23 protein-coding genes are annotated in these 21635 nt (G+C 60.3%); 10 read left to right on the top strand and 13 right to left on the bottom strand.

All coding sequences use genetic code 11. The features are described from left to right. Positions 1–174 precede the first annotated feature (174 nt). Genes T3A99_RS03215 through T3A99_RS03205 form a run of 3 tightly spaced genes read left to right on the top strand, consistent with a single transcriptional unit; the run spans position 175 to position 4416 of the window. Positions 175–1098, top strand: a complete 924-nt coding sequence (locus T3A99_RS03215) for a universal stress protein (protein ID WP_322833928.1) — start codon at positions 175–177, stop codon at positions 1096–1098. Between the two features lie 45 nt (positions 1099–1143). Further along, positions 1144–3921 carry a cation-transporting P-type ATPase gene (locus T3A99_RS03210; RefSeq protein WP_322833927.1) on the top strand — a complete coding sequence of 926 codons (2778 nt, stop codon included), beginning with the start codon at positions 1144–1146 and terminating at the stop codon, positions 3919–3921. 60 nt (positions 3922–3981) lie between these two features. Continuing rightward, complete coding sequence (locus T3A99_RS03205) at positions 3982–4416, top strand: universal stress protein (protein ID WP_274090145.1); 435 nt, start codon at positions 3982–3984, stop codon at positions 4414–4416. Between the two features lie 152 nt (positions 4417–4568). On the opposite strand, the gene T3A99_RS03200 is transcribed toward T3A99_RS03205, so the two are convergent. The 6 genes from T3A99_RS03200 to T3A99_RS03175 form a co-directional block, all read right to left on the bottom strand. Continuing rightward, positions 4569–4856, bottom strand: coding sequence for a cyd operon YbgE family protein (locus T3A99_RS03200; RefSeq protein WP_107322782.1), 288 nt, complete (start codon positions 4854–4856; stop codon positions 4569–4571). Next, positions 4853–4975 carry a cytochrome bd-I oxidase subunit CydX gene (gene cydX, locus T3A99_RS03195; RefSeq protein WP_047225667.1) on the bottom strand — a complete coding sequence of 41 codons (123 nt, stop codon included), beginning with the start codon at positions 4973–4975 and terminating at the stop codon, positions 4853–4855. Before cydX ends, T3A99_RS03200 begins: the two co-directional genes overlap by 4 nt. A 22-nt stretch (positions 4976–4997) precedes the next feature. Then, positions 4998–6134 (bottom strand): cytochrome d ubiquinol oxidase subunit II, encoded by a 1137-nt coding sequence (gene cydB, locus T3A99_RS03190; RefSeq protein ID WP_076384320.1) that lies wholly within the window; start codon positions 6132–6134, stop codon positions 4998–5000. Further along, positions 6127–7698 carry a cytochrome ubiquinol oxidase subunit I gene (locus T3A99_RS03185; RefSeq protein WP_047225665.1) on the bottom strand — a complete coding sequence of 524 codons (1572 nt, stop codon included), beginning with the start codon at positions 7696–7698 and terminating at the stop codon, positions 6127–6129. The genes cydB and T3A99_RS03185 overlap by 8 nt, the downstream gene beginning before the upstream one ends. Beyond that, complete coding sequence (gene cydP, locus T3A99_RS03180) at positions 7695–7895, bottom strand: cytochrome oxidase putative small subunit CydP (RefSeq protein ID WP_188250895.1); 201 nt, start codon at positions 7893–7895, stop codon at positions 7695–7697. The genes T3A99_RS03185 and cydP overlap by 4 nt, the downstream gene beginning before the upstream one ends. Before the next feature lie 144 nt (positions 7896–8039). Continuing rightward, on the bottom strand, positions 8040–9365 hold the full coding sequence (locus T3A99_RS03175; protein WP_047225664.1) for a sigma-54 interaction domain-containing protein: 1326 nt from the start codon (positions 9363–9365) through the stop codon (positions 8040–8042). Between the two features lie 226 nt (positions 9366–9591). Here T3A99_RS03175 and T3A99_RS03170 point away from each other — a divergent pair, with 226 nt between their 5' ends. The 7 genes from T3A99_RS03170 (at position 9592) to T3A99_RS03140 (ending at position 15317) form a co-directional block, all read left to right on the top strand. Further along, a complete protein-coding gene (locus T3A99_RS03170; protein WP_047225663.1) occupies positions 9592–10470 on the top strand; it encodes an MBL fold metallo-hydrolase in 879 nt (292 codons plus the stop codon). 42 nt (positions 10471–10512) lie between these two features. Beyond that, positions 10513–12183, top strand: a complete 1671-nt coding sequence (locus T3A99_RS03165; RefSeq protein ID WP_047225662.1) for a bifunctional protein tyrosine phosphatase family protein/NAD(P)/FAD-dependent oxidoreductase — start codon at positions 10513–10515, stop codon at positions 12181–12183. 28 nt (positions 12184–12211) lie between these two features. Beyond that, positions 12212–13015, top strand: coding sequence for a sulfite exporter TauE/SafE family protein (locus T3A99_RS03160; RefSeq protein WP_281460122.1), 804 nt, complete (start codon positions 12212–12214; stop codon positions 13013–13015). A 43-nt stretch (positions 13016–13058) separates the two neighbouring features. After that, the gene (locus T3A99_RS03155) at positions 13059–13493 is read left to right on the top strand and encodes a YeeE/YedE family protein (protein WP_281460121.1); all 435 of its coding nucleotides are present in this window, start codon (positions 13059–13061) and stop codon (positions 13491–13493) included. Between the two features lie 2 nt (positions 13494–13495). Further along, positions 13496–13915 carry a DUF6691 family protein gene (locus tag T3A99_RS03150; protein WP_160892186.1) on the top strand — a complete coding sequence of 140 codons (420 nt, stop codon included), beginning with the start codon at positions 13496–13498 and terminating at the stop codon, positions 13913–13915. A 13-nt stretch (positions 13916–13928) separates the two neighbouring features. Further along, positions 13929–14117, top strand: coding sequence for a DUF2892 domain-containing protein (locus tag T3A99_RS03145; RefSeq protein WP_047225658.1), 189 nt, complete (start codon positions 13929–13931; stop codon positions 14115–14117). A gap of 84 nt (positions 14118–14201) precedes the next feature. Next, the gene (locus tag T3A99_RS03140; protein ID WP_322833926.1) at positions 14202–15317 is read left to right on the top strand and encodes an ArsO family NAD(P)H-dependent flavin-containing monooxygenase; all 1116 of its coding nucleotides are present in this window, start codon (positions 14202–14204) and stop codon (positions 15315–15317) included. Here the strand turns inward: T3A99_RS03140 and T3A99_RS03135 are convergent. The 7 genes from T3A99_RS03135 to T3A99_RS03105 are packed head-to-tail and all read right to left on the bottom strand — an operon-like array spanning position 15314 to position 21608. Continuing rightward, positions 15314–16681 (bottom strand): ATP-binding protein, encoded by a 1368-nt coding sequence (locus T3A99_RS03135; protein ID WP_047225656.1) that lies wholly within the window; start codon positions 16679–16681, stop codon positions 15314–15316. The genes T3A99_RS03140 and T3A99_RS03135 overlap by 4 nt on opposite strands. Beyond that, complete coding sequence (locus tag T3A99_RS03130; RefSeq protein ID WP_047225655.1) at positions 16678–17340, bottom strand: response regulator; 663 nt, start codon at positions 17338–17340, stop codon at positions 16678–16680. Before T3A99_RS03130 ends, T3A99_RS03135 begins: the two co-directional genes overlap by 4 nt. Before the next feature lie 11 nt (positions 17341–17351). Then, positions 17352–17996 (bottom strand): tetratricopeptide repeat protein, encoded by a 645-nt coding sequence (locus T3A99_RS03125; protein WP_047225654.1) that lies wholly within the window; start codon positions 17994–17996, stop codon positions 17352–17354. Continuing rightward, on the bottom strand, positions 17993–18802 hold the full coding sequence (locus T3A99_RS03120; RefSeq protein ID WP_047225653.1) for an SDR family oxidoreductase: 810 nt from the start codon (positions 18800–18802) through the stop codon (positions 17993–17995). Before T3A99_RS03120 ends, T3A99_RS03125 begins: the two co-directional genes overlap by 4 nt. Then, on the bottom strand, positions 18789–19463 hold the full coding sequence (locus T3A99_RS03115) for a TenA family transcriptional regulator (RefSeq protein WP_076384308.1): 675 nt from the start codon (positions 19461–19463) through the stop codon (positions 18789–18791). The genes T3A99_RS03120 and T3A99_RS03115 overlap by 14 nt, the downstream gene beginning before the upstream one ends. Further along, positions 19460–20941, bottom strand: a complete 1482-nt coding sequence (locus T3A99_RS03110; protein WP_188250775.1) for an AMP-binding protein — start codon at positions 20939–20941, stop codon at positions 19460–19462. Before T3A99_RS03110 ends, T3A99_RS03115 begins: the two co-directional genes overlap by 4 nt. After that, positions 20931–21608 (bottom strand): thermostable hemolysin, encoded by a 678-nt coding sequence (locus tag T3A99_RS03105; RefSeq protein ID WP_047225650.1) that lies wholly within the window; start codon positions 21606–21608, stop codon positions 20931–20933. The genes T3A99_RS03110 and T3A99_RS03105 overlap by 11 nt, the downstream gene beginning before the upstream one ends. Positions 21609–21635 lie beyond the last annotated feature (27 nt).

Raw genomic sequence — 21635 nt, 5'->3', positions numbered from 1 at the left:
TTCATGATCAAACATAGCGCTATTGCCAGGCGCCGTGTGCATTGATGCCACGCTTCTGGCATGAGCTTGATGCAAATCAAGTGACCGATGCCCGATACGATCATGATCAAACCCTGGCTCCACGCGGCGCGAAGGCCGTCGGGTACCCATACGTCCATGCTCGGGAGGTTTGTCATGTCCACGCAATCACGTTTGATGTTGGTCGTCTCGCCGCTGATGGAACACAGTCCGGCCTTCGACCGGGCAGCGGCGCTGGCCAAGGCCGAAGGCGCCGCGCTGCATATCGTTGCCTTCGACTACCTCGAAGGCCTGGCCACCGCCAGCCTGGTCAATGAGCAGGCCCTGGAACAGATGCGCCTGGGTTACGTTGAACGCCATCGCCACTGGCTGGAAGACCAGGCCCGGCCACTGCGCAAGCTGGGCATTGAAGTCACGACCGAAGTGGCGTGGGTCGAGAGACCGCTGCAGGAGATTCTGGTCCACCTCAAGGAGCAGCCGATGGATGCCCTGATCAAGACGGTGGAGCATGAATCCTGGTTCTCGCGCCTGATGTTCACCCCGCTGGATGTGCACCTGCTGCGCGAAAGCGAAGTGCCGTTGCATTTCGTCAACAAAGTCACTCACGCCCGTCCGCGCAAGATTCTGGCGGCCATTGACCCCTTTCATCTCGACGGCCGCTACGAAGGCCTCAACGACCGGATCCTGAGCGAAGCCAACAAACTGGCCACCTCCTGCGACGCGACTCTGGAAGTCATTTACGCCTATGACCTGTCGTCCATCACTGCCTCTGAATACGGCTTCGGCAGCGGCTCGATGTTCTTTTCCTCCACCCTGGCCCGGCAGCTCTATGAATCCCAGGGCGAGGCGTTTGACGCGTTGGCCGAGCGCAACGGCATCGCGCCGGAACAACGGCGCATGGTCATGGGCGACCCGGCCAAGGTATTGGCCAGCTACGCGGCATCCCATGACATTGATGTCATTGTCATGGGGCGCGTGCGCTACAAAGGTTTGGACAAGTTGATCGGCAGCACCGTGGAAGGCCTGCTGTACAAGATGCCGTGCAGCCTGTGGGTGATTGCACCGCAGCAGTTCGATTGAAGGCATGAACGCCAATAGTGTAATGAGCACAGGGATAGCGGCCTGATGAACCGAGCGAGCAACGCACCGACCGAGCAGGCTCCGATTCCCACAGATGCCGAGGCTTGGTACACGTTGCCTGCGCAGCAGGTGCTCGAACGGCTGGAGGTCAATGAGCACACCGGGCTGAACGATGCAGAAGTTCAAGCCCGGCTTGCGCGCACAGGCTTCAATCGCCTGCCGGAGTCGGCGCGGCGACCGGCGTGGCTGCGTTTTCTGTTGCAGTTTCACAATATCCTGATTTATGTACTGCTGGGCTCCGCGGTGATCACTGCGCTGTTACAACACCTCTGGGATACGGTGGTCATTCTGGCGGTGGTGGTGGCCAACGCCATCATTGGCTATGTCCAGGAGGGCAAAGCGGAAAAAGCCATGGACGCGATCCGGCAGATGCTGGCGCCCCGCGCCGCCGTGATTCGTGCTGGTGAACGTTTGAGCATCGCGGGTGAAGCGCTGGTACCCGGCGATATCGTCTTGTTGGAGGCCGGCGATAAAGTCCCGGCAGACCTTCGCTTGCTGCACGCCAACAGGCTGCAGATCCAGGAAGCCATCCTGACCGGTGAATCCGCCGCCGTGGAAAAGCACACTGAACCTGTGCGCCTTGGAGCGCCCCTGGGTGATCGTGCCTGCATGGCCTTCAGTGGAACCCTGGTGACCTGCGGACAGGCCACCGGGGTTGTCGTTGCAACCGCGACCGCCGCCGAGATCGGGCGCATCAGCAATCTGTTGTCGGAAGTCGAGACACTGACCACGCCATTGGTCCAGCAAATGAACGTCTTCGCGCGCTGGCTGACGATCCTGATTCTGCTCGTCGCCGGGCTGTTACTGGTTTACGGTCATTTTGTCGGCCATTACGCATTCAACGAAATCTTCATGGTGGTGGTGGGCATGTCAGTCGCCGCCATCCCCGAAGGACTGCCCGCCGTTCTCACCATTACCCTGGCGGTCGGGGTTCGCGCGATGGCCCGTCGCAACGCCATCGTTCGCCGCTTGCCCGCCATCGAAACCCTGGGATCGGTTTCGGTCATCTGCACGGACAAGACCGGCACCCTCACCCGCAACGAAATGATGGTTGCATCAGTGGTCACCCGTGATCTGACGTTCACGGTCGACGGTGCCGGTTATCAGCCGTCGGGAAACATGAACCTGGCTGACCAGTTGATCGACACCTCCAATCACTCCACGTTAGCCGAACTGGGACGCGCCGCCGCGCTTTGCAATGACGCGGTGTTGAGGCTGCACGATGTCACATGGAAGGTCGAGGGCGATCCCATGGAGGGCGCACTGCTGGCGTTTTCCGTGAAAGCCGGAATCGATGGCGAAGAAGAGCGACGCACCTGGCCCCGCACCGACGCGATTCCGTTTGACGCCAAACACCGCTTCATGGCGACGTTGCACCACAACCATGAGCGACAGGCGTCAATCTATGTAAAAGGCGCGCCGGAACAGATCCTGGCCATGTGCGCGCAGCAGCGTGGCAGTACCGGCGCCACGGAGCCGCTCAATGCTGACTACTGGCACCAACAGGCAAACACCATTGCCGGCAAAGGTCAGCGCGTGCTGGCGTTTGCCAGCCGCCCCGTGCCATCCGAGCACACCGTGCTGGAGTTTGGCGACGTGCAGGGTTCGCTGACGCTGCTTGGCATGACAGGCATGATTGACCCGCCTCGCCCCGAGACGATCCAGGCGGTCCAGCAATGCCAGGCTGCCGGTATCGCAGTCAAGATGATCACCGGCGATCACTCCGGCACCGCCGCCGCGATCGGCGCGCAAATCGGCCTGCAAAATCCCGACAAGGTGCTGACGGGCGTCGACCTGGACGCGATGAACGACGGCACGCTCAAAGAAGCGCTCAAGGACGTGAATATCTTCGCCCGCACCAGCCCTGAACATAAGCTACGGCTGGTGATGTTGCTGCAATCGAACGGCATGACCGTGGCCATGACCGGCGACGGGGTCAACGACGCACCCGCGCTCAAACGCGCCGACGCCGGCATCGCCATGGGTGACAAAGGCAGTGAGGCGGCAAAAGAGGCGGCGGACCTGGTGCTGGCCGATGACAACTTCGCCTCCATCGTGGCCGCCGTACGTGAAGGCCGGACGGTCTACGACAACATCAAGAAAGTGCTGAGCTGGACGTTGCCCACCAACGCGGGCGAAACCATGACCATCATTGTCGCGCTGCTGTTTGGCCTCACCCTGCCGGTGACACCGATTCAAATCTTGTGGATCAACCTGATTACCGCCATAACGCTGGGTATCGCCCTGGCGTTCGAGCCGACCGAAGAAAACACCATGCGCAGGCCGCCGCGCTCAAGGCACGAGCCGTTGATAAGCGGCGCCTTGATCTGGCACATGGTGCTGGTTTCGATCCTGTTTCTTTGCGGCGTCTACGGCATATTTACCTACGCGCTCGACCGGGGCTACCCGGTGGAGTTGGCCCGCACCATCGCCGTCAACACGCTGGTGGTGATGGAAATATTCCACCTGTTCTTCATTCGCAATCTTTATGGCACGTCACTGACTTGGGAGGCTGTCAGAGGTACAAAGGTCGTGTGGCTGACCGTTGCAGTGGTAACCTTCGCTCAGTTCGCCATCACCTACGCGCCGCCCCTGCAAAGGGTGTTTGCCACTCAAGCGATCCCCTTTATGGATGGGCTATTGATTATCGCAGTGGGCATCGCGCTCTTTGCGATCATCGAAACTGAAAAACAGATTCGGCTACGGTTAACCGACCCCAAGGGCGCTACGCTCATAGTGGGACAGACCCCGAAGTCACCCTGACGCTGCGGCTGGCATGGTGTTCGACCAGCCGCTGGATGTTACTGAAAGAGGATTCGGAAAATGCACAAAGTATTGGTCGCTGTCGATGGTTCAGAGCACTCCGAACGTGTGGTGCATTACCTCATTGGACTGATCCAGGACGGCGGATTGCTGGGAGGCAGCGTGGAGGTGCACCTGGTCAATGTGCAGTCATTTTTACCCACTCGCATCGCGCAAACCATGAGCAAGGATGAACTTGACCGTTACTACGACGGCAAAAGTGCCGAAGATGCGAATAAGGCAATCGCTCTTCTGAAACAGCAAGGCATCGCCTTTACTTTCCATACACTGCACGGCGACGCGGCCAGCAGAATCGTGGCGTGCGCCAAATCCTTGGGGTGCGACAGCATCATCCTGGGTTCGCACGGCAGTGGTTTTCTCGAAGGCATTTTCCTGGGCTCTGTCGCGGCCAAAGTGATCCAGCTGTCCAGTATCCCGATTACCTTGGTCAAATAACCGAGGGTGAGTTGCAGTTGATGGCGCACCAGGGGGCCTGTCCCCCATAACGTCTGCGAGGCAGAACGATGGTGGCCAGGGAACTGAATGAACGGCGCAGCCAATACTACTGTCGCCGTTCTCGTGCAGCGTTATTGAACGTAAGCCCGCCTTCACCGCACGAACATCAGCCATCCGGCCAGCACCAATGCCGCAGTGCAGGTCCAACCTGAAAACAGCCAGCGCCAGAGCCACCGGCGCGGGATAAAACCCACGCCCCTGACGAAAGCCACACTCATCGCCGCAAACAAAGCACCCGCCAGTGCGTGATCAGCTTTTCCCTCCGAGGTTGCCATCATCGGCGGGTACAGTGTGCAGGCAAGCATGATGGTGATGGCGATCATCAGACTCGCCAGATGAATGCGTGAAGACGGCTGGGTATCTGAGCGTTGCTGAATCATCGCTGCTGCTCGTCATTGTCACTCAAGGCCCGGTTCGCTTCGTTCTCCCCCCACATTGCATTCAATATCGCCAGCAACAGCGCAAAGCCGACTCCCAACATCCAGGCGAAATACCACATATTCTTTGCTCCTTTGCCGGCACTAGTAGGCCGAATGCTCGTTGGCTTTGATCTGGGCAACGGTGACTTTTCCGCTCATGACGCGATACGCCCAAGAAGTATAAATCACGATCAGAGGCATGAAGATCAACGTGGCCCAGAACATGATCGCCAGGCTCAGGTGGCTGGAGACACTGTCCCACACCGTCAGGCTTGCCGCGGGCATGGTTGATGAAGGCATGATGAACGGAAACATTGAGACGCCTGCCGTGCTGATCACGCCAATCACCGCAAGCGATGAGGCGACAAACGCCGACAGCGTGCGGCGCACCATCAATAAGAACGCGGCAGCTACAGCCCCGCCCAATCCAAGGACGGGCAGCAGCCAAAGCAATGGATAGCGTTCGTAGTTGGCCATCCAGGCGCCAGGTTCACGTACCACAGTCTTGCTGAGGATGTCCGGCAGCGCCGCGGTATCAACGAGCGAGGTGATGCGGTAGCCGTCAATCCATTGCAGCCAAATGCCGGCCACGATGAATGAGCACACCAGCACGATCGCCGCCGCCACCGCACCTTTTACTGCCCGGGACTGGATAATCCCCTCAGTGCGATGGGCCAGATAAGTGCCGCCCTGCAGGGTGATCATTGCACTGCTCACAACACCGGACAGCAGCGCGAAAGGATTGAGCAGTTGCCAGAAACTGCCGGTGTAGGTAGACACCAGATAGTCATTGAAGTGAAACGGCACGCCCAGCAGCAAGTTGCCAAACGCAATCCCGAACACCAGCGGAGGCACCGCCCCTCCGATAAAGAGCCCCCAATCCCAGGTGCTGCGCCAGGTGGCGTTGTGGATCTTGCTACGGTAGTCAAACCCCACCGGGCGGAAGAACAACGCCCAGAGCACCAGAATCATCGCCCAGTAGAAACCACTGAAGGCTGTGGCGTAGACCACAGGCCAGGCCGCGAACAAGGCGCCGCCAGCGGTGATGAACCAGACCTGATTACCATCCCAATGCGGCCCGACAGTATTGATGACAACGCGCCGCTCCAGGTCATTGCGGCCAACGAATGGCAGCAGCGTGCCGACGCCCATGTCATGACCATCCATGATCGCAAAACCGATCAGCAGGACGCCGACCAACGCCCACCAGATTATTTTCAGGGTGAAGTAATCAAGCATGGTGAAGCTCCTTCAGATGAGCGTCGTGAACATAACGGCCTGTACCGAGGCTGCCAGGCCCTTGGCGGGCGAACTTGACCATCAGGAACATTTCCACCACCAGCAAGACGGTGTAGAAAACGATGAACCCGGCCAGCGAGCCATACAGGTTGTTGACGCTGAGCGTGGACACGCTCATGTGGGTCGGTAATACGCCGTAGATCGTCCAGGGCTGACGGCCGTATTCGGCGACAAACCAGCCCAGTTCACAGGCGATCCAGGGCGCCGGCAGCATGTAGAGTGCCCAACGCAACAACCCTCGGTGGCGGGTGCGGTTCGACTTCAGCGTGCTCCAGAATGCCAGTGCAAAGAGCATCAGCATCGCAAAACCCAGGCCGACCATGATCCGGAACGCCCAAAACATAGGCGTCACGCGCGGAACCGTATCGTTCACCGCGGTTTCGATCATGGCCGGTGTGGCTTGGTTGACGTCCTCGACATAGCGCTTGAGCAGCAACCCGAAGCCCAGATCAGCTTTGTATTCTTCGAACGTCTTGAACGCCGCCGGATCGCTGCGATTGGCTCTCAGTGCTTCCAGCGCATTGACTGCGCTAATACCGCGGATGATTCGGGCGCGGTTCTTTTCCTTGATCTCATGAATGCCGGGAATCTGCTGGCTGACCGAGCGGGTCCCGATCAGGCCCATCAACCATGGCACCTCGACCTCCCAATTATTTCGGGATTGAGCTTCATCGATGCTCGCGATCAGCGTCAGGCCAGCCGGCGCGGGCTTTGTTTCCCACATGGCCTCCATGGCCGCCAGCTTGGTCTGCTGCGCCTCCCCCACCGTGTAACCGGACTCATCGCCCAGTACGATGACGCTCAGCACAGAGGCCAGGCCGAATGCTGCGGCGACCCGAAAGCTACGTTTGGCAAACTCGACATCACGATTTTTGAGTAAATACCAACTGGAGATCGACAGCACAAACATCGAACCGGTGACATACCCGGCCGAAACCGTATGGACAAACTTGGCCTGGGCCACCGGATTGAACACCACCGTCCAGAAATCGACCATTTCCATGCGCATGGTGATGTAGCTGAACTCTGAGCCCACCGGGTTCTGCATCCAGCCATTGGCGATCAGGATCCACAGCGCCGACAGGTTTGTGCCGATTGCCATCAACAGCGTGACCAGCAAGTGATGCTGTCTCTTGAGACGGTCCCAACCAAAAAAGAACAGCCCGATCATGGTCGATTCGAGGAAGAACGCCATCAAGCCTTCGATTGCCAGCGGTGCACCGAAGATGTCCCCGACATAGTGCGAGTAGTAGGCCCAGTTGGTGCCGAACTGAAATTCCAGGGTGATCCCGGTGGTCACCCCCAGCGCGAAGTTGATGCCAAATAGCTTGCCCCAGAAGCGCGTCATGTCTTTCCAGATGACGTTACCGGTCATCACATAGACGCTTTCCATGATGACCAGCAGCCACACCATGCCAACGGTGAGCGGTACGAAAAGGAAGTGATAAAGCGCCGTGGCTGCGAACTGCAGCCGCGACAAATCCACCAGTTGTTCTGAGATCACTTGCTTGCCCCTTGAGCCGAGGTGGGTACACCGAAACGGTTGCCGACCGCGTTGGAATCGACGCTGACGTGGAAATCCTGGATGAATAGCCACCACAGCACTGCCAGCAGGAGCAGCTTGATAAGCACTGCTGTGAGCAGATGACGGCGCAGTCGTTTGTCGGAAATAGTCATGTCGGTGCAGTTAGCACGCGCCATGCCAAGGCCCAGGGTCAGGTTTTTATCGTTAAATAACAGCAGATTAGGAACGTAACCTGGGAGAAGGGGGATTTTGCGCCAACCTCAGAGGCTGCCAATCTGCCATGACGGCAGTGATTGGCAGTCAGGTGTCATCGCGGCTGATCAGGCCAAACCCTGCTCTTTCAAGCGCCGGTATAAAGTCCGTTCGCTGATACCCAAGTGCCGGGCCAGCTCACTGCGGGTCCCTTTGAACGCAGACAGGATCTGGGCCAACGAGTGGCCATCAGCAACAGCCGGGTTAGCCAGTCGTTGGGCTGTCGCATCGGGGACCTGGGGTAAATGCACGGAATGAATGACCCCGTCATCGGCAAACAGGCTGGCTCTTTCCAGCACATTACGAAGCTCGCGGATATTGCCCGGCCAGGAGTATCGCTGCAGTTGCATCAAGGCATCGGCGTCGATGGTCAGCCGGCGCTTGCCCGTACCGGAACGTTGCAATAACGAATTGACCAGCAGCGCGATGTCCTCCATGCGATTGCGCAGAGGCGGTAAATGAATGGGAAATACGCTGATGCGGTAGTACAGGTCTTGCCTGAACTCACCCTGGGCCATCATCTGTTCCAAGGGCTTATGGGTGGCGGCAACCAATCGGAAATCTGCATGCAAGGTTTCCACGCCGCCAACACGGCGATAGGTTCCCGACTCAATCAGCCTGAGCAGTTTCACCTGCATGGCCAGGGGAACGTCGCCGATTTCATCAAGAAACAGCGTACCGCCCTGGGCTGTTTCGACCAGGCCCTGCTTGCGCAGGGTGGCCCCGGTGAACGCGCCTTTCTCGTGGCCGAACAGTTCGCTCTCAAACAGCGTTTCAGTCAACCCGGAACAGTCCACTACCACAAAGGGCCCGTTGGCCCGCTCGCTGGTTTCATGGACCGCACGGGCAAACAGTTCCTTGCCCGTACCGGACTCTCCCAACAGCAGCACCGGCAACATGGACGGCGCGACCCGCTGCAGTTCCGACAGTGCACGGTTGAACGCCGGAGAGCTGCCCACCAGGCCCTCGTTGCTGGGCCGCGCTGAGGCGCTGCGTACCAGGGTAAGACGCTCCACATACGCGGTTATGTCGCCATGGTCATTGAGGATCGGCCGCAGCTCCACGTCGACATGTTCAGGCCCGCGGGGGGTGTGGTGAATGTGCAGGACCCGGTCCGGGCCGCGCATTTCCCTGGCCTTCTTCATCGGGCAGTTCTCCCCCGCCTGATCGCAAGGCACATCGTAATGGTGGGAAATCCGATAGCACTTATGACCAATAAACGGTTGATCGGCACTGCCGAACTGGCGCCGATAGGCGGTGTTCGCCGCCAGAATGTTGTAGTCCGGGTCCAGCACGATCATCGGCTGCGGCTCGTGCTCGAGAAACGAAACCAGAGACTGCACCTGGTCCGGCGGAGGGATCGAATTGTTCGGGGTTGGCAGGATAGTGCTCATCGGGGTTCCTGTGGATTCATCCGGACGCAAGCGACACTGCCACTATGCCAACAAACACTGCCAATGGCAGTTGTTTATTCGTGTGCGTGAAAATGCCGCATCCCACCTACAAAAATAAACACAACAAATTCAAATAGATAGCTTTGATTTTTCGCTCACTCGGTGCATGGCAGACTTATTGCTATGTCAGGTTAAACCAGTCGGCAACAAGACCAGGAGACCGATCATGACCGCTACACTGCACGTCGAAGGATTTTTCGATCCCGATACTCATACTGTCAGTTATATCGTGCTTGATCAGGCGACCCGCCACTGCGCACTCGTGGACAGCGTACTGGATTACGATCCCAAGTCCGGCCATACCACGACGACGTCTGCCGACACGTTGATCGCCAGGGTGGCCGAGCTGGACGCCAAGGTTCAATGGATTCTTGAAACCCATGTCCACGCCGACCACCTCACGGCAGCGCCTTACCTCAAAGAAAAGCTGGGAGGCAAGATCGGCATCGGCAGTCGCATCACCACCGTGCAGCAAGCCTTTGGCACGCTGTTCAATACCGGTGATGACATGGCCCAGGATGGAAGTCAGTTCGATCATCTGTTCGTCAATGACTACACGTTCTCCATCGGTTCGCTGCAATGCCGCGCACTGCATACGCCGGGCCATACACCCGCCTGCATGACGTACGTCGTCAGCGACGCCAGGCAAACGGTGGCATTCGTCGGCGACACCCTGTTCATGCCCGACTACGGTACGGCGCGCTGTGATTTTCCTGGTGGCGATGCCCGCACCTTGTTCCGGTCCATCAACAAGGTACTGAGCCTGCCGGCCGATACGGTGCTGTACATGTGCCACGACTACCAGCCCGACGGCCGCGAGGTACTGTTCGCCAGTACCGTTGCCGAGCAGCGCGCCGACAATATCCATGTGCGCAACGGCATCAGTGAAGAAGAGTTCGTGGCCATGCGCACCAAGCGTGACAGCACGTTGGAAATGCCGACGCTGATCCTGCCATCGGTTCAGGTGAACATGCGCGCCGGACACTTTCCTGAGCCGGAATCGAACGGCACACGCTATCTGAAGATCCCGCTCAACGTGCTCTGACGTCCCCTCCCCCTATAAGAAAATCCCATCACGGAGACCACCATGGACATCCGCCACCTTGCGCCAGGCTTAGCGGTATCAGAGCAGATTTTCCCCGATCAATTGACGGAACTGAAAAACACCGGCTTTCGCGCCATCGTGTGTAATCGCCCGGATGGCGAAGGCAGCGATCAACCCTTGTTTGCCGAAATCAAGCGCGCGGCTGAAGCGCTGGGCATTGAAGCTCACTATCTGCCCGCGGAATCGGGCAAGGTCACCGACGAGCAAGGCGTTGCCTTCGGCCGGCTATTTGAATCGCTGCCAAAACCGGTGTTGGCGTATTGCCGCTCCGGCATGCGCTCGACAACGATGTGGGCGCTGTCACAAGCGAGCCTGCTGCCTCTGCCGCAGATCGTCGAAACAGCCAAAGATGCCGGGTTTGACATGAAAGGCGTTATCCGCCGGATTGCAAACAAGGGGCAGACCCCGATCGAAGTGGCCGAGGCCGAACATGCGGTGGTCATTATCGGGGGCGGCGCAGCGGGCATTGCGGCGGCATCCAGCTTATTGGCCAGGGAACCGGGGCTCGACATCGCCATCATTGACCCGGCAGATGTGCATTATTACCAGCCCGGCTGGACGCTGGTCGGTTGCGGTGTCTTCGATGCCCCCCGGACCGCCCATACGATGGGCTCGACCATTCCTCGCGGCGTGCACTGGATCAAAGCCGCCGTGGCCGCTTTTGAACCCGAGAAAGATGCGCTCATTCTCGATGGGTGCAGAGTCGTCAAGTATCAACAACTGATCGTATGCCCTGGCCTGAAACTCAACTGGAATGCCATTGAAGGTCTGCCGCAGACATTGGGTCGCAACGGCGTTACATCCAACTACCTGTATCACCTCGCCCCCTATACCTGGGAGTGCGTGCAGCAACTGCGCGGTGGCCGGGCCATCTTCACGCAACCGCCGATGCCGATCAAATGTGCCGGGGCGCCGCAAAAAGCCATGTATCTCTCTGCCGACCACTGGCGGCGTGAAGGGGTACTCGGCAACATCAAGATCGATTTCTGCAGTGCCGCAGCTGTGCTGTTCGGCGTGCCCGATTACGTGCCGGCCCTGATGGAGTACATCCGCGCCTATGGCATCGACCTGAACTTCGGCAGCACGCTGACGAGCGTTGACGGGCCCGCGCGAACCGCCACCTTCAGTTGCGCCCAGCCCGATGGCACACGCCAGCTTGTCACGCGCGACTTCGATTTGCTGCATGTGGTGCCCCCACAGATTGCGCCAGACTTTATCCGCGTCAGCCCCCTCGCCGATGCCGCTGGCTGGATTGATGTCGATCCCGACACGCTGCGCCATAAAACCTGGGCGAATATTCACGCACTGGGCGACGCCACCAACTCCAGCAATGCCAAGACCGCCGCGGCCGCTCGCAAGCAGGCGCCCGTGGTCGCCCATAACGTGCTGGCAGCCATGGGCAAAGCCAAGGGCAACGCTCATTACGACGGTTACGGCTCCTGTCCGCTGACAGTCGAACGGGGCAAGATCGTCCTGGCGGAGTTCACCTATGGCGGCACCGTCGCCCCCAGCTTCCCGTCCTGGCTGATTGACGGTACCCGGCCATCGCGGCTGGCCTGGCTACTCAAGGAGCGGATTCTCCCTCCGTTGTATTGGAAGGGCATGCTCAAGGGACATGAGTGGCTGGCTAAACCGGAGTTGGCGGATCTATGAAACCAGACCTCAAGGCAAGGAGAGAGGGATGATCATCATCTTGCTGCTCGGCCTGACCGTGGGTGTGATTCTGGCGCTGACCGGCGCTGGCGGAGGAATCCTGGCGGTTCCCCTGCTGGTCTTCGGCGCGGGCCTGAGCATGGCCGAAGCCGGGCCCATTGGCTTGATGGCGGTGGGTTTGGCCGCGTCCCTGGGTGCAGTGATGGGCCTTAGAAACGGCACCGTACGCTATAAGGCTGCGCTGCTGACCGCAGGCGCGGGCATCATCTGCTCTCCACTGGGGATCTGGCTGGCTCAGCGCACGCCCAACCGCCCCTTGACGCTCCTGTTTGCCCTTCTATTGATGTACGTGGCCTTCCGAGCCTTTCAAAAATCATTGCCCTCGCGCGCCGATTGCAAAGCCAAGTCGAAGCGCAAACCCCCGCCTTGTGTACTGGACGAAAACCGCGGCAAGCTCCATTGGACCGCACCCTGTGCCTGGGCGCTGACGGTCTCCGGCATGGTCGCCGGCGCGCTGTCCGGCCTGCTGGGTGTGGGCGGCGGTTTTGTCATGGTCCCGGCACTCCAGCGCTACACCAATCTGACCACCCAATCGGTGCTCGCCACGTCGCTGACGGTCATTGCCCTGGTTTCAATTTCCGGCGTGGTGGCGAGCTCGGCGGCGGGTCATTTGCAATGGGCGATTGCCGTACCTTTTACCCTTGGCGCATTGTTGGGAATGACCGGCGGCCGTTTGCTCGCCGCCCGGCTGCCGGAGCCCTATCTGCAAAAAGGCTTCGCCATTCTGGCTGCGCTGGTGGCCCTGGCATTGGTTGTAAAAGCCCTGGGTTAATCGCCTGCTGGAGTCTCAACGTGGTTTGTATCGGAGAAATCTCATGAACATTGACTGGCTCAACTTCACGCCCTGGTCAGCCCTTGCCGGCGGTGCGTTGATTGGTTTGGCTGCCAGCCTTTTCGTTGTCGCCAATGGGCGTATCGCCGGCATCAGCGGTTTACTCGGCAGCCTGCTGCAGCGTGGTAGCGAGGGGGTTAGCGAGAAAGCGCTGTTTCTGTTGGGGCTGCTCGTTGCCCCGCTGGTATGGGGCCTGTTCACCGCGTTGCCGCAGATCGAGTTTCAGAGCGGCTGGCTCGGCCTCAGCGTCGCCGGCCTGCTGGTGGGCATCGGCACCCGCTACGGGTCGGGCTGTACCAGCGGCCACGGCGTATGTGGCCTGTCGCGCCTTTCACCGCGTTCGATGATCGCCACGGCATGTTTCATGTTCAGCGGTTTCGCCACGGTCTTTGTCCTGCGTCATATGTTGGAGGGTTGAACATGCTCAAACTGACTGCATTCATGGCCGGTCTGGTGTTCGGCTTCGGTCTGCTCCTGGCGGGCATGGCCAATCCGAGCAAAGTCTTGGCGTTCCTGGATGTGACCGGCACCTGGGACCCCTCCCTGGCCCTGGTCATGCTCGCAGCGATTGGTGTCGCGATCGGCCCACTGACCTGGGCCCGCCGCCAGCCCCGTTCGATGCTGGGAAACCCGATGCAATTGCCGGTCAAGCGTGAGCTGGACCCACGCTTGATCGGCGGCAGCCTGCTGTTCGGCATCGGTTGGGGGATAGCCGGTATCTGTCCGGGGCCCGCCGTGGCGATCCTGCTCACCGGGCACTGGCAAATCATCGTATTCATGGCGGCCATGCTGGCTGGCATGTTGTTGTTCACCGCGCTGGAGAACCGGCGCACTCACTGATCGGGAGATCGTCATGAAAGCCAATATCGGAACCATCGACCGTAGCTTGCGTATTGCCGCGGGACTTGTCCTCATTGCCCTCAGCCTGAGCGGCGTGATCGGCTTGTGGGGCTGGATCGGCCTGGTGCCGCTGGCCACGGGGATCTTCCGTTTCTGCCCGGTCTATACATTACTGGGCATCAGGACCTGCAAACGCTGCTGAGGCGGGTGCTGCCGCGCCTGCAAATGACGGTACTGTCAGCCATTACACCGGTTTGTTTTCCCACCTCAATCGGAGACCACCGTCATGACTCATTCGCCTGCCACTCCCAGTCAATATGACGTGGTGATTGTCGGTGGAGGCCAATCCGCCTTGGCAGTGGCGTATTTCCTGCAGCGCACCCGACTTTCGTTCGTCATTCTCGATGCCGAGCAAGGGCCAGGAGGTGCCTGGCGCCATGGCTGGAACTCTTTGCGTCTATTCTCCCCCGCCACCTGGAGCTCGATCCCAGGCTGGATGATGCCGCCCACGCAGGATGGCTACCCATCACGCGACCATGTGATCGACTACCTCAAGCAGTACGAACAGCGCTATCAATTGCCCATCGTGCGTCCCGTGCGCGTCACTTCTGTAGAGCGTACAGAAACCGGGTTGCGGATTAAGGCGCACGATAGACATTGGGACGCCAAGGTTGTGGTCAGCGCCACCGGCACCTGGAGTACCCCGTTCATCCCCCACTACCCCGGCGCGGGATTATTCGCCGGTCAACAGCTGCACTCGGCAAACTACCTCCAAGCGCAGCCGTTCACCGGAAAAAAAGTCCTGGTCATCGGTGGCGGCAATTCAGGGGCGCAGATTCTGGCCGAGGTTTCCAGGGTTGCCGAAACCACATGGGTAACACCTGTTGAACCCCTGTTCCTGCCTGATGAAGTGGATGGGCAGGTGTTGTTCGAGCGCGCCACGCAGCGCTGGAAAGCGCAACAGGAAGGTCGCGTCATCGAACAGCCCGTGGGTGGGCTGGGTGACATCGTCATGGTACCGCCCGTTGTCGAGGCCCGGTCGCGCAACGCGCTCAAATCAGTCCGACCTTTCGAACGCTTCACCCGCAACGGCGTAATCTGGGCCGACGGGAGCGAGTCTGCGGTGGACGTGGTGATCTGGTGCACCGGCTTCCGCCCCGCCCTGCAGCATCTGGAGCCACTGGGTGTGCTCAACGCTGAAGGACGCGTGGACGTTGACGGGACTCATTCGATTCAAGAGCCCAGGCTATGGCTGGTGGGCTATGGCGAATGGACCGGTGCGGCCTCCGCTACGCTGATCGGCGTAACACGCACGGCCCGCAGCACGGTCAACGAAATTGCCGCTTTCCTCGTCGGTCCATCCGATGCCCAAACACTACCGGCACGCGACGAGCAAGGTTAAAGACGGCCCATCTGCAACGTGGCGCGCAGACCTCCCTCGGGGCGATTCTCCAACCGGACCTGCCCGCCAAGCCGATTGGCGATGGTCCGCACGATCGTCAAGCCCAACCCGGCACCCTGGTCGTTGCCGCGGCTGTAGAAGCGTTCAAAAAGCCGGTCCCGTTCGGCCTCGTCTATGCCTGGCCCCTGATCCTCGACCGCCAGCTCGTAATGATCTCCCTGTCGGGCCAGTCGCACCGTGATCAAGCCGTTGGGGGGAGAAAAGTTGGCCGCATTGGTCACCAGGTTGTTCAAGGCAATATCGATGGACACCGGATCAATCCTCACCGGGTCGATGTCATCACTGACGTCCAGGACCAGCTCCAGCCCCTTGCTGAGCAACCAGGGAGTCATCTGAACCAGACTTTCACGCACCGTGGCGGGCAGATCGATCACGGCGGGTGCAGGCACGCCGGCTTGCGGTTCAAGGCGTGCCATGGTGAGCAACTGATTGACCAGGCGCGTGGTGCGATCCACTCCGACGATCAGGTGTTGCAGGGACTCACGCCGGCTCTGCTCATTCCCCGCCTCCATCAGGTTCTGCGCATGAACCCTGAGCACCGCCAGGGGGGTTCGCATCTCATGGGCTGCGTCGGCAATAAAACGCCGTTCACGGCCCATCAACTCCTGAATCTGCGCCAGCACCCGATTGAGCGCCGCTTGCATGGGCTCCAGTTCGCTGGGCAGCGGCACCAATTGCAGAGGCTCCAGTGAGCCCGGATGCCGCGCACGCAACTTGGCTGCCATGTCGACCAGAGGCTTGAGCCCCCAGCCGATGGCCAACCAGATCACGGCGGCCAGAATCAGGCTGCCGATCAGATTGGGCACCACCGTGTGACGGACAATACGATCGACCAGATCGGACCGCACATCATCACGCTCCCCTACCCAGATTTTCAGGCCGTACTGTGTATCATCCAGTACGAACGCCCGCCACATACGGTCCTTTTGGTCTATCACGTCGCTGAAACCAGGAGCAATCGGCGGTGAGGTGAATGTCGGTGCACTGGAGGTGTGAACCAGCAACGCACCTTTTGAATCCCAGACCTGAAAGGCGATTTTGCTCTCATAGGGATGTCCATCGACTTTGGGAACCGCCGACGCCAAGGCCGAATTGAATGCCTGATACAACTGCGCATGTTCCTTGCTGGCCATGGGCATGCGCATGACACCCTGCAACAGCCGGGCGTTCTGGGCCAATTGAGCATCGTAGACTTCAGCGATCTCGTGGTTGCTGTCATGCAGATTGAATACGGTGATGATCAACAGGCCAACGAACAAAAGCCCCAGGATCAGCGTGAGGGTGCGCCGCCGGATTGAAGTCATCGGCGCTCCTCCACCAGATACCCGACGCCACGAATGGTACGGATCAGGTCGGTGGAAAATTTCTTGCGCAGGTGGTGAATATGCACCTCCAGGGTGTTGCTCTCGGCCTCCTCGTTCCAGCCGTAAAGCAATTGCATCAGATGATCGCGCGTCATAACCCGGCCCGGCGGCGACAGCAATTCATGGAGCAACTGATACTCCTTGGGCGTCAACGCCACCGGGTTGCCCTGATAGCTGACCTGCTGGGTCCCCGGATTGAGGCTGATGCCGGCATGCTCGATCAGCGCCTGGGCACGACCGGCGCTGCGGCGCAACAAGGCCCGCAACCGGGCCTTGAGTTCCGCCAGATCGAAGGGTTTGATCAAGTAGTCGTCGGCCCCGGCATCGAGCCCGGCAATGCGATCTTCGGTGGCGTCCCGGGCGGTGAGGATCAGCACCGGCAGGTTGGAACCGCTGTCACGCAAGCGACGCAACACCTGCAGGCCGTCCATCCGTGGCAGGCCCAGGTCAAGCACAGCCAGGTCAAAGGTTTCGCTGAGCAGTGCGTGCAAGGCGCTGCTCCCGTCCTTCAACCAGTCTACGGTATAGCCTTCGCGGCTCAGGGCCTGATGGATGCCTTCGCCCAGGGCCACGTCATCCTCGATCAGTAATAAGCGCACGCACACTCCTCTCAGCCAAGTTTTTTGTTCACATCCACCAGCAACGCTTCGATTTCCTTGCGGCGCCCCGCGTCAGCGCTTTCCCGGCCGGGCCGTGGCGCTGCCTGCAAGGCTTTTTGCAGGGCAACCCGGGCTTCAGCGTAGCGTTTCTGACGGTAGAGGTGATCGCCCCAGAAGTACAGACTGTCAATGCCGTTTGGGTTCAGTTGCAGCGCCTGCTGGAGCAGTTGCTCGGCCTTGTCCGAGTCGCCAAACCCCAAGGGCCAGCCGGGAACCCGATCATAGAGTGCGCCGAGGCTGGTGTAGGCCGAGCCTTGCAAGGCTTTGGGATCCAGGGCCAGGGCCTGTTCCAGATCAGCCTTGGCGTCCTTGACCTTGCCCAGCGCACCGATCCCGCCTGCGGCCCCTGCCCAACTGCTTTTGACAATGCCCGACCAGATCCAGGCCTCGGCCACTGACTGGCGTTGCTGCTTGAACGCCGAAGCCTGGGCGGCGAGTTTTTCAAAGGCATCGGCACGCTGCCCCTCAGGCAACTCATATTGAATATGCGCCCAGCTTTGCTGGATGCCTGTGAGACGCTGCTGGTCGGCGTCATCCAAGGCCCAGGCGCTTTGAGCCAGGGCGCCGAACAGTAAACAGATCAGAATTTTTTTCATGGTTTGAGGTGCTCGTTCTCAGGTTTATGGCTCAGACGGCGAACCAGTGGCAGTTGCTTGCGCAGGCCACGGTCCACCAGGTTGGGCAGCAGGCTGTTGAGGCCGACGAAAAAACGCTCGGGCCAGCCCAGATACAGCTCGCGACGGTCGCCAGTAATGGCATGTATGACCGCCGAGGCCACCGCGTGCGGATCATCGACGTTGGCCTTGAGTGCCTGGTTGAGGGCTTGGGCCGCCGGGCTGTTCATCGACGTACGCGTAGCCCGGGGCGCCACGTAGAGCACGCCGACCCGGGTGTCCGCCAACTCCCGGCGCAGTGCTTCGGAGAACCCGCGCAGGGCGAACTTGCTGGCGCAGTAACTGGCGTAGCCTGGGTAGCCGATCGAGCCGTAGGTCGAGCCGACATTGACCACCATGGCGCTGGCGGCCTGTTTAAGCAGTGGCAGCAACAGTTTGCTCAAACAGATCGGCGCGCTGATGTTCAACGCCAGCATGGCGTCGATCTCACTGTCCTCGAGTTGTTCGAGCATGGCAAAGTGGTTAACACCGGCGGCATTGATCAGCAGGTTGATGCCGCCCAAGGCCTCGGCGGCGGCCAGCACCTTGCGCCGATCACCTGGCACAGTCAGGTCTGCGCCAACCCAGTACAACTGCTGCGGGTAGCGTTCGATCAAGGGTTCCAGCGCTTCGCGATGCCTGGCCACGGCCAACACCCGAGCGCCACTGGCGCATAGGGCCTGGGCGATGGCCAGGCCAATTCCGCCACTGGCACCGGTCAAGACGATCCGGGCGTCACACAGGCGCATGCTGGTCCCCCTTGTCACGGGGCAGGCCCCGGAACATCTCGGTGTAGAGCGTGTACACCACTTTGGAGGCGTGGATCACCGCCGCCTGGTCGGCCGGATCCTCCAGCTTGTTCATCAGGCCGCGATAGGTCTGCATGTGCTCGATATCCAGCGAGCCGTGGGAGCTGAGGTAGCTGAAAGCGGTGGGCGGCAGTTCCAGGTGTTCACGAATGGCGTCGGCGGCGTGGGTCGCCAGAGCGATGCTGGTGCCCTCGAGCACATTGACCATGCCGAACAGCCCCACCGGATTGCCCCGGGCGATCAAGTCATACAGGTAACTGACCATCAATTCGATAGGCAGCGACGGCTGACCATCACGCACCGCATCCTTGTCGCCTCCACACACGGCGATGTCATCCAGCACCCATTGCTCATGACCGTATTCCTCGTCGATGTACTCGCACACGGCCTTGCGCAGCCATTCCAGGTGCGCTGGCAGGCGTGCACCGCAAGCCATCATCAACGGTACGGTGTGGCGCACGTGGTAGTAGGCCTGGATCAGAAACGCCCGGTAACTGGCCAGGCTGACCTGGCCGTCGAGGGCGTCACGGATAATCGGCAGATTAAACAGCGTTTGACGTTCCTGATGGGTGGCTTCTTGCAACGTGTCGAAAAAACTCATGACGGATATTCCTCGGACAGAATGGATTCGCTGAACAACCCGCGGTAATGCTCGGCAATCGCTTCACGGCGCGGTCGGCCGTTGGCGGTGAGCAGGCCGTTGGCTGCGGTGAAGGGGTGCGCCAGTCGCGTCCAGTGATGGACCTGCGCGTAATCGGGCAACGCCTCGTTGGCCTTGTTTACCGCCAGCTCCAGCGCTTGATCGGAGCAGTCGGCGCGGGTGGGCCACAGCAATGCATGGTTGTGCGGCAAGGCTTCGCCATAGACGAAGGCCTGGCTGATGGTGCCGCCTTGGGTGAGTTCGGCTTCGACCCATTCAGGGTTAACGTTGCGACCGAAGCTGGTGACGAATTGGTGCTTCTTGCGCCCGCGCAGGTAAAGGAACCCGTCGGCGTCGAACTCCCCCAGGTCGCCGCTGGGCCACCAGTCGGCGGGCGGCGGAGGCTCCCCCAGGTATCCGAGCAAGGTCGAGCCCTTGATCATGACCTCGCCGTCTTCGGCCAGACGAACCTGCACATGGGGCAACGGCTGACCGACACTGCCGGCGCGGTTGGCCTGTGGGCGGTTGAGGCACACCACCGAAGCGCATTCCGACAGCCCGTAGCCTTCAAATACCGGCACGCCAGCACGCTGGGCTCGTTGCAGAAGATCATGGGATACCCGCGCACCGCCCACGGCGGCGAACCGCAAAGCGTGTGGGTAGAACGCTTTCTGCTCGGCAGCCGTGACCAGCATCAGCAACAATTGTGGAACCAGGATCAGACTCTGCGCCCGGCGCTCGGTCAGGCACGCCAACAGGCGCGCCGGGTCGACGCCACTGGCGCCCTGGATGCCGAGGGTTTTCTGGCCAGGCAGGCTGAGCATCGCCCCGGCATACAGCGCCGCGTAGCACCCGAGGTTTTCCAGAAGCACCGCCAGGGGCAGCAGCGCCAGGTGATGCCTTGGGTTGACCGGCCGGCTGGCCTGTTCCAGCTCACGGGCGACCCGCAGCAGGCTGTCGGCACTCAGGCAGACACCTTTTGGCGTGCCGGTGGTGCCCGAGGTAAAGGTCAGCTTGGCGGTGCCCGTCGGCAAGCGGCTCGGTCCGGGGTAATCTTTGTGCCAGAACTCGCCGCTGTAGTGGTAACCGGCGGCCTGGAGTTCGGCGGCCAGTCCCGGCTCGGCAATCACCCGCTGCGCCTGGCTCTGCTCCAGGCAATGCAAGCGTTGAGCCGGACTGAAAAAAACCGGCAGGATGACGCAGGCCAGACCTTCGAACAAAACCGCCAGGTCCCAAAGCATGGCTTCGACACCATTATCCAGGGCCAGAGCAACAACCTTTATGTGTTCATCGCGCAAGCGTTGTTGGCGGTACACCACTTCGGAGTAAAGCGTGGCGTAGTCCAGCCGCAAGTTATCGCCCCACAGCGCCACGGCGTAGCCCTTGCGTTGGGCATGCTCACGCAGGGTGAGTTTGAAGCGCTCCACTTCAGGCAACATGGCACGCCTCCCCGTAGGTCTGTGAAAAACCCAGGCGATCGAACAGACCGGCATCGCGCAGATGAACGAAGCCGGCGCGGATGTTGCCGACATGAACCCATGGCTGACTCTCGTAGTAGCGGCCCCAGAGGTGACGGTCTTCCCCCAGGCGCTGCGGGTCGGCCGGACACAGGGTCACGGGCTTGAGGCCAAGGCGATGGAAACTGTTGACCAGGCCGATATTGCCGGTGAACGCCACCCACTCCAGCCCGCCCATCGCCAACAGATAGGTGATCGCGATAATGCTCAGGCGAGCGCTGCCGGTGTCGCTGGCGGCCAGATTGCCAACTTCGACAATGCCGGCGCGATCCACTGCGCAGTCTGCATCGGCCTTGATCAAAGGCTCGATGGGATCGTCCAGATAATGCTCGAGAAACAGCGGTCCCTGGGCGGCCAGACGCACGCCTGCCACGGCGCAAAGCCTGCCGTCAGCATCATCGAGCCCGAACAGTTCGGGCATGAAGTGACGAATCTCTGCGCCGTGCGCCTGGTGGAAACGCCGGTGGATGAAGGCTTCGAACTCATCCCGGCGGGGCTCTCCCGGCATAGCCCGGTGCAAGTGGCGAACCGGCTGGCCGGCATTGCCGAAAGCCAGCGGTAGATGGATGTTCCAGTCAGAATCGGGCATGGGTCAACGTTCTCCCTTGGGTATGGG

The organism is Pseudomonas sp. N-137, assembly GCF_034555295.1.
Taxonomy (GTDB): domain Bacteria; phylum Pseudomonadota; class Gammaproteobacteria; order Pseudomonadales; family Pseudomonadaceae; genus Aquipseudomonas; species Aquipseudomonas rhizophila.
This window is presented reverse-complemented; position numbering and strand designations above follow the sequence as displayed.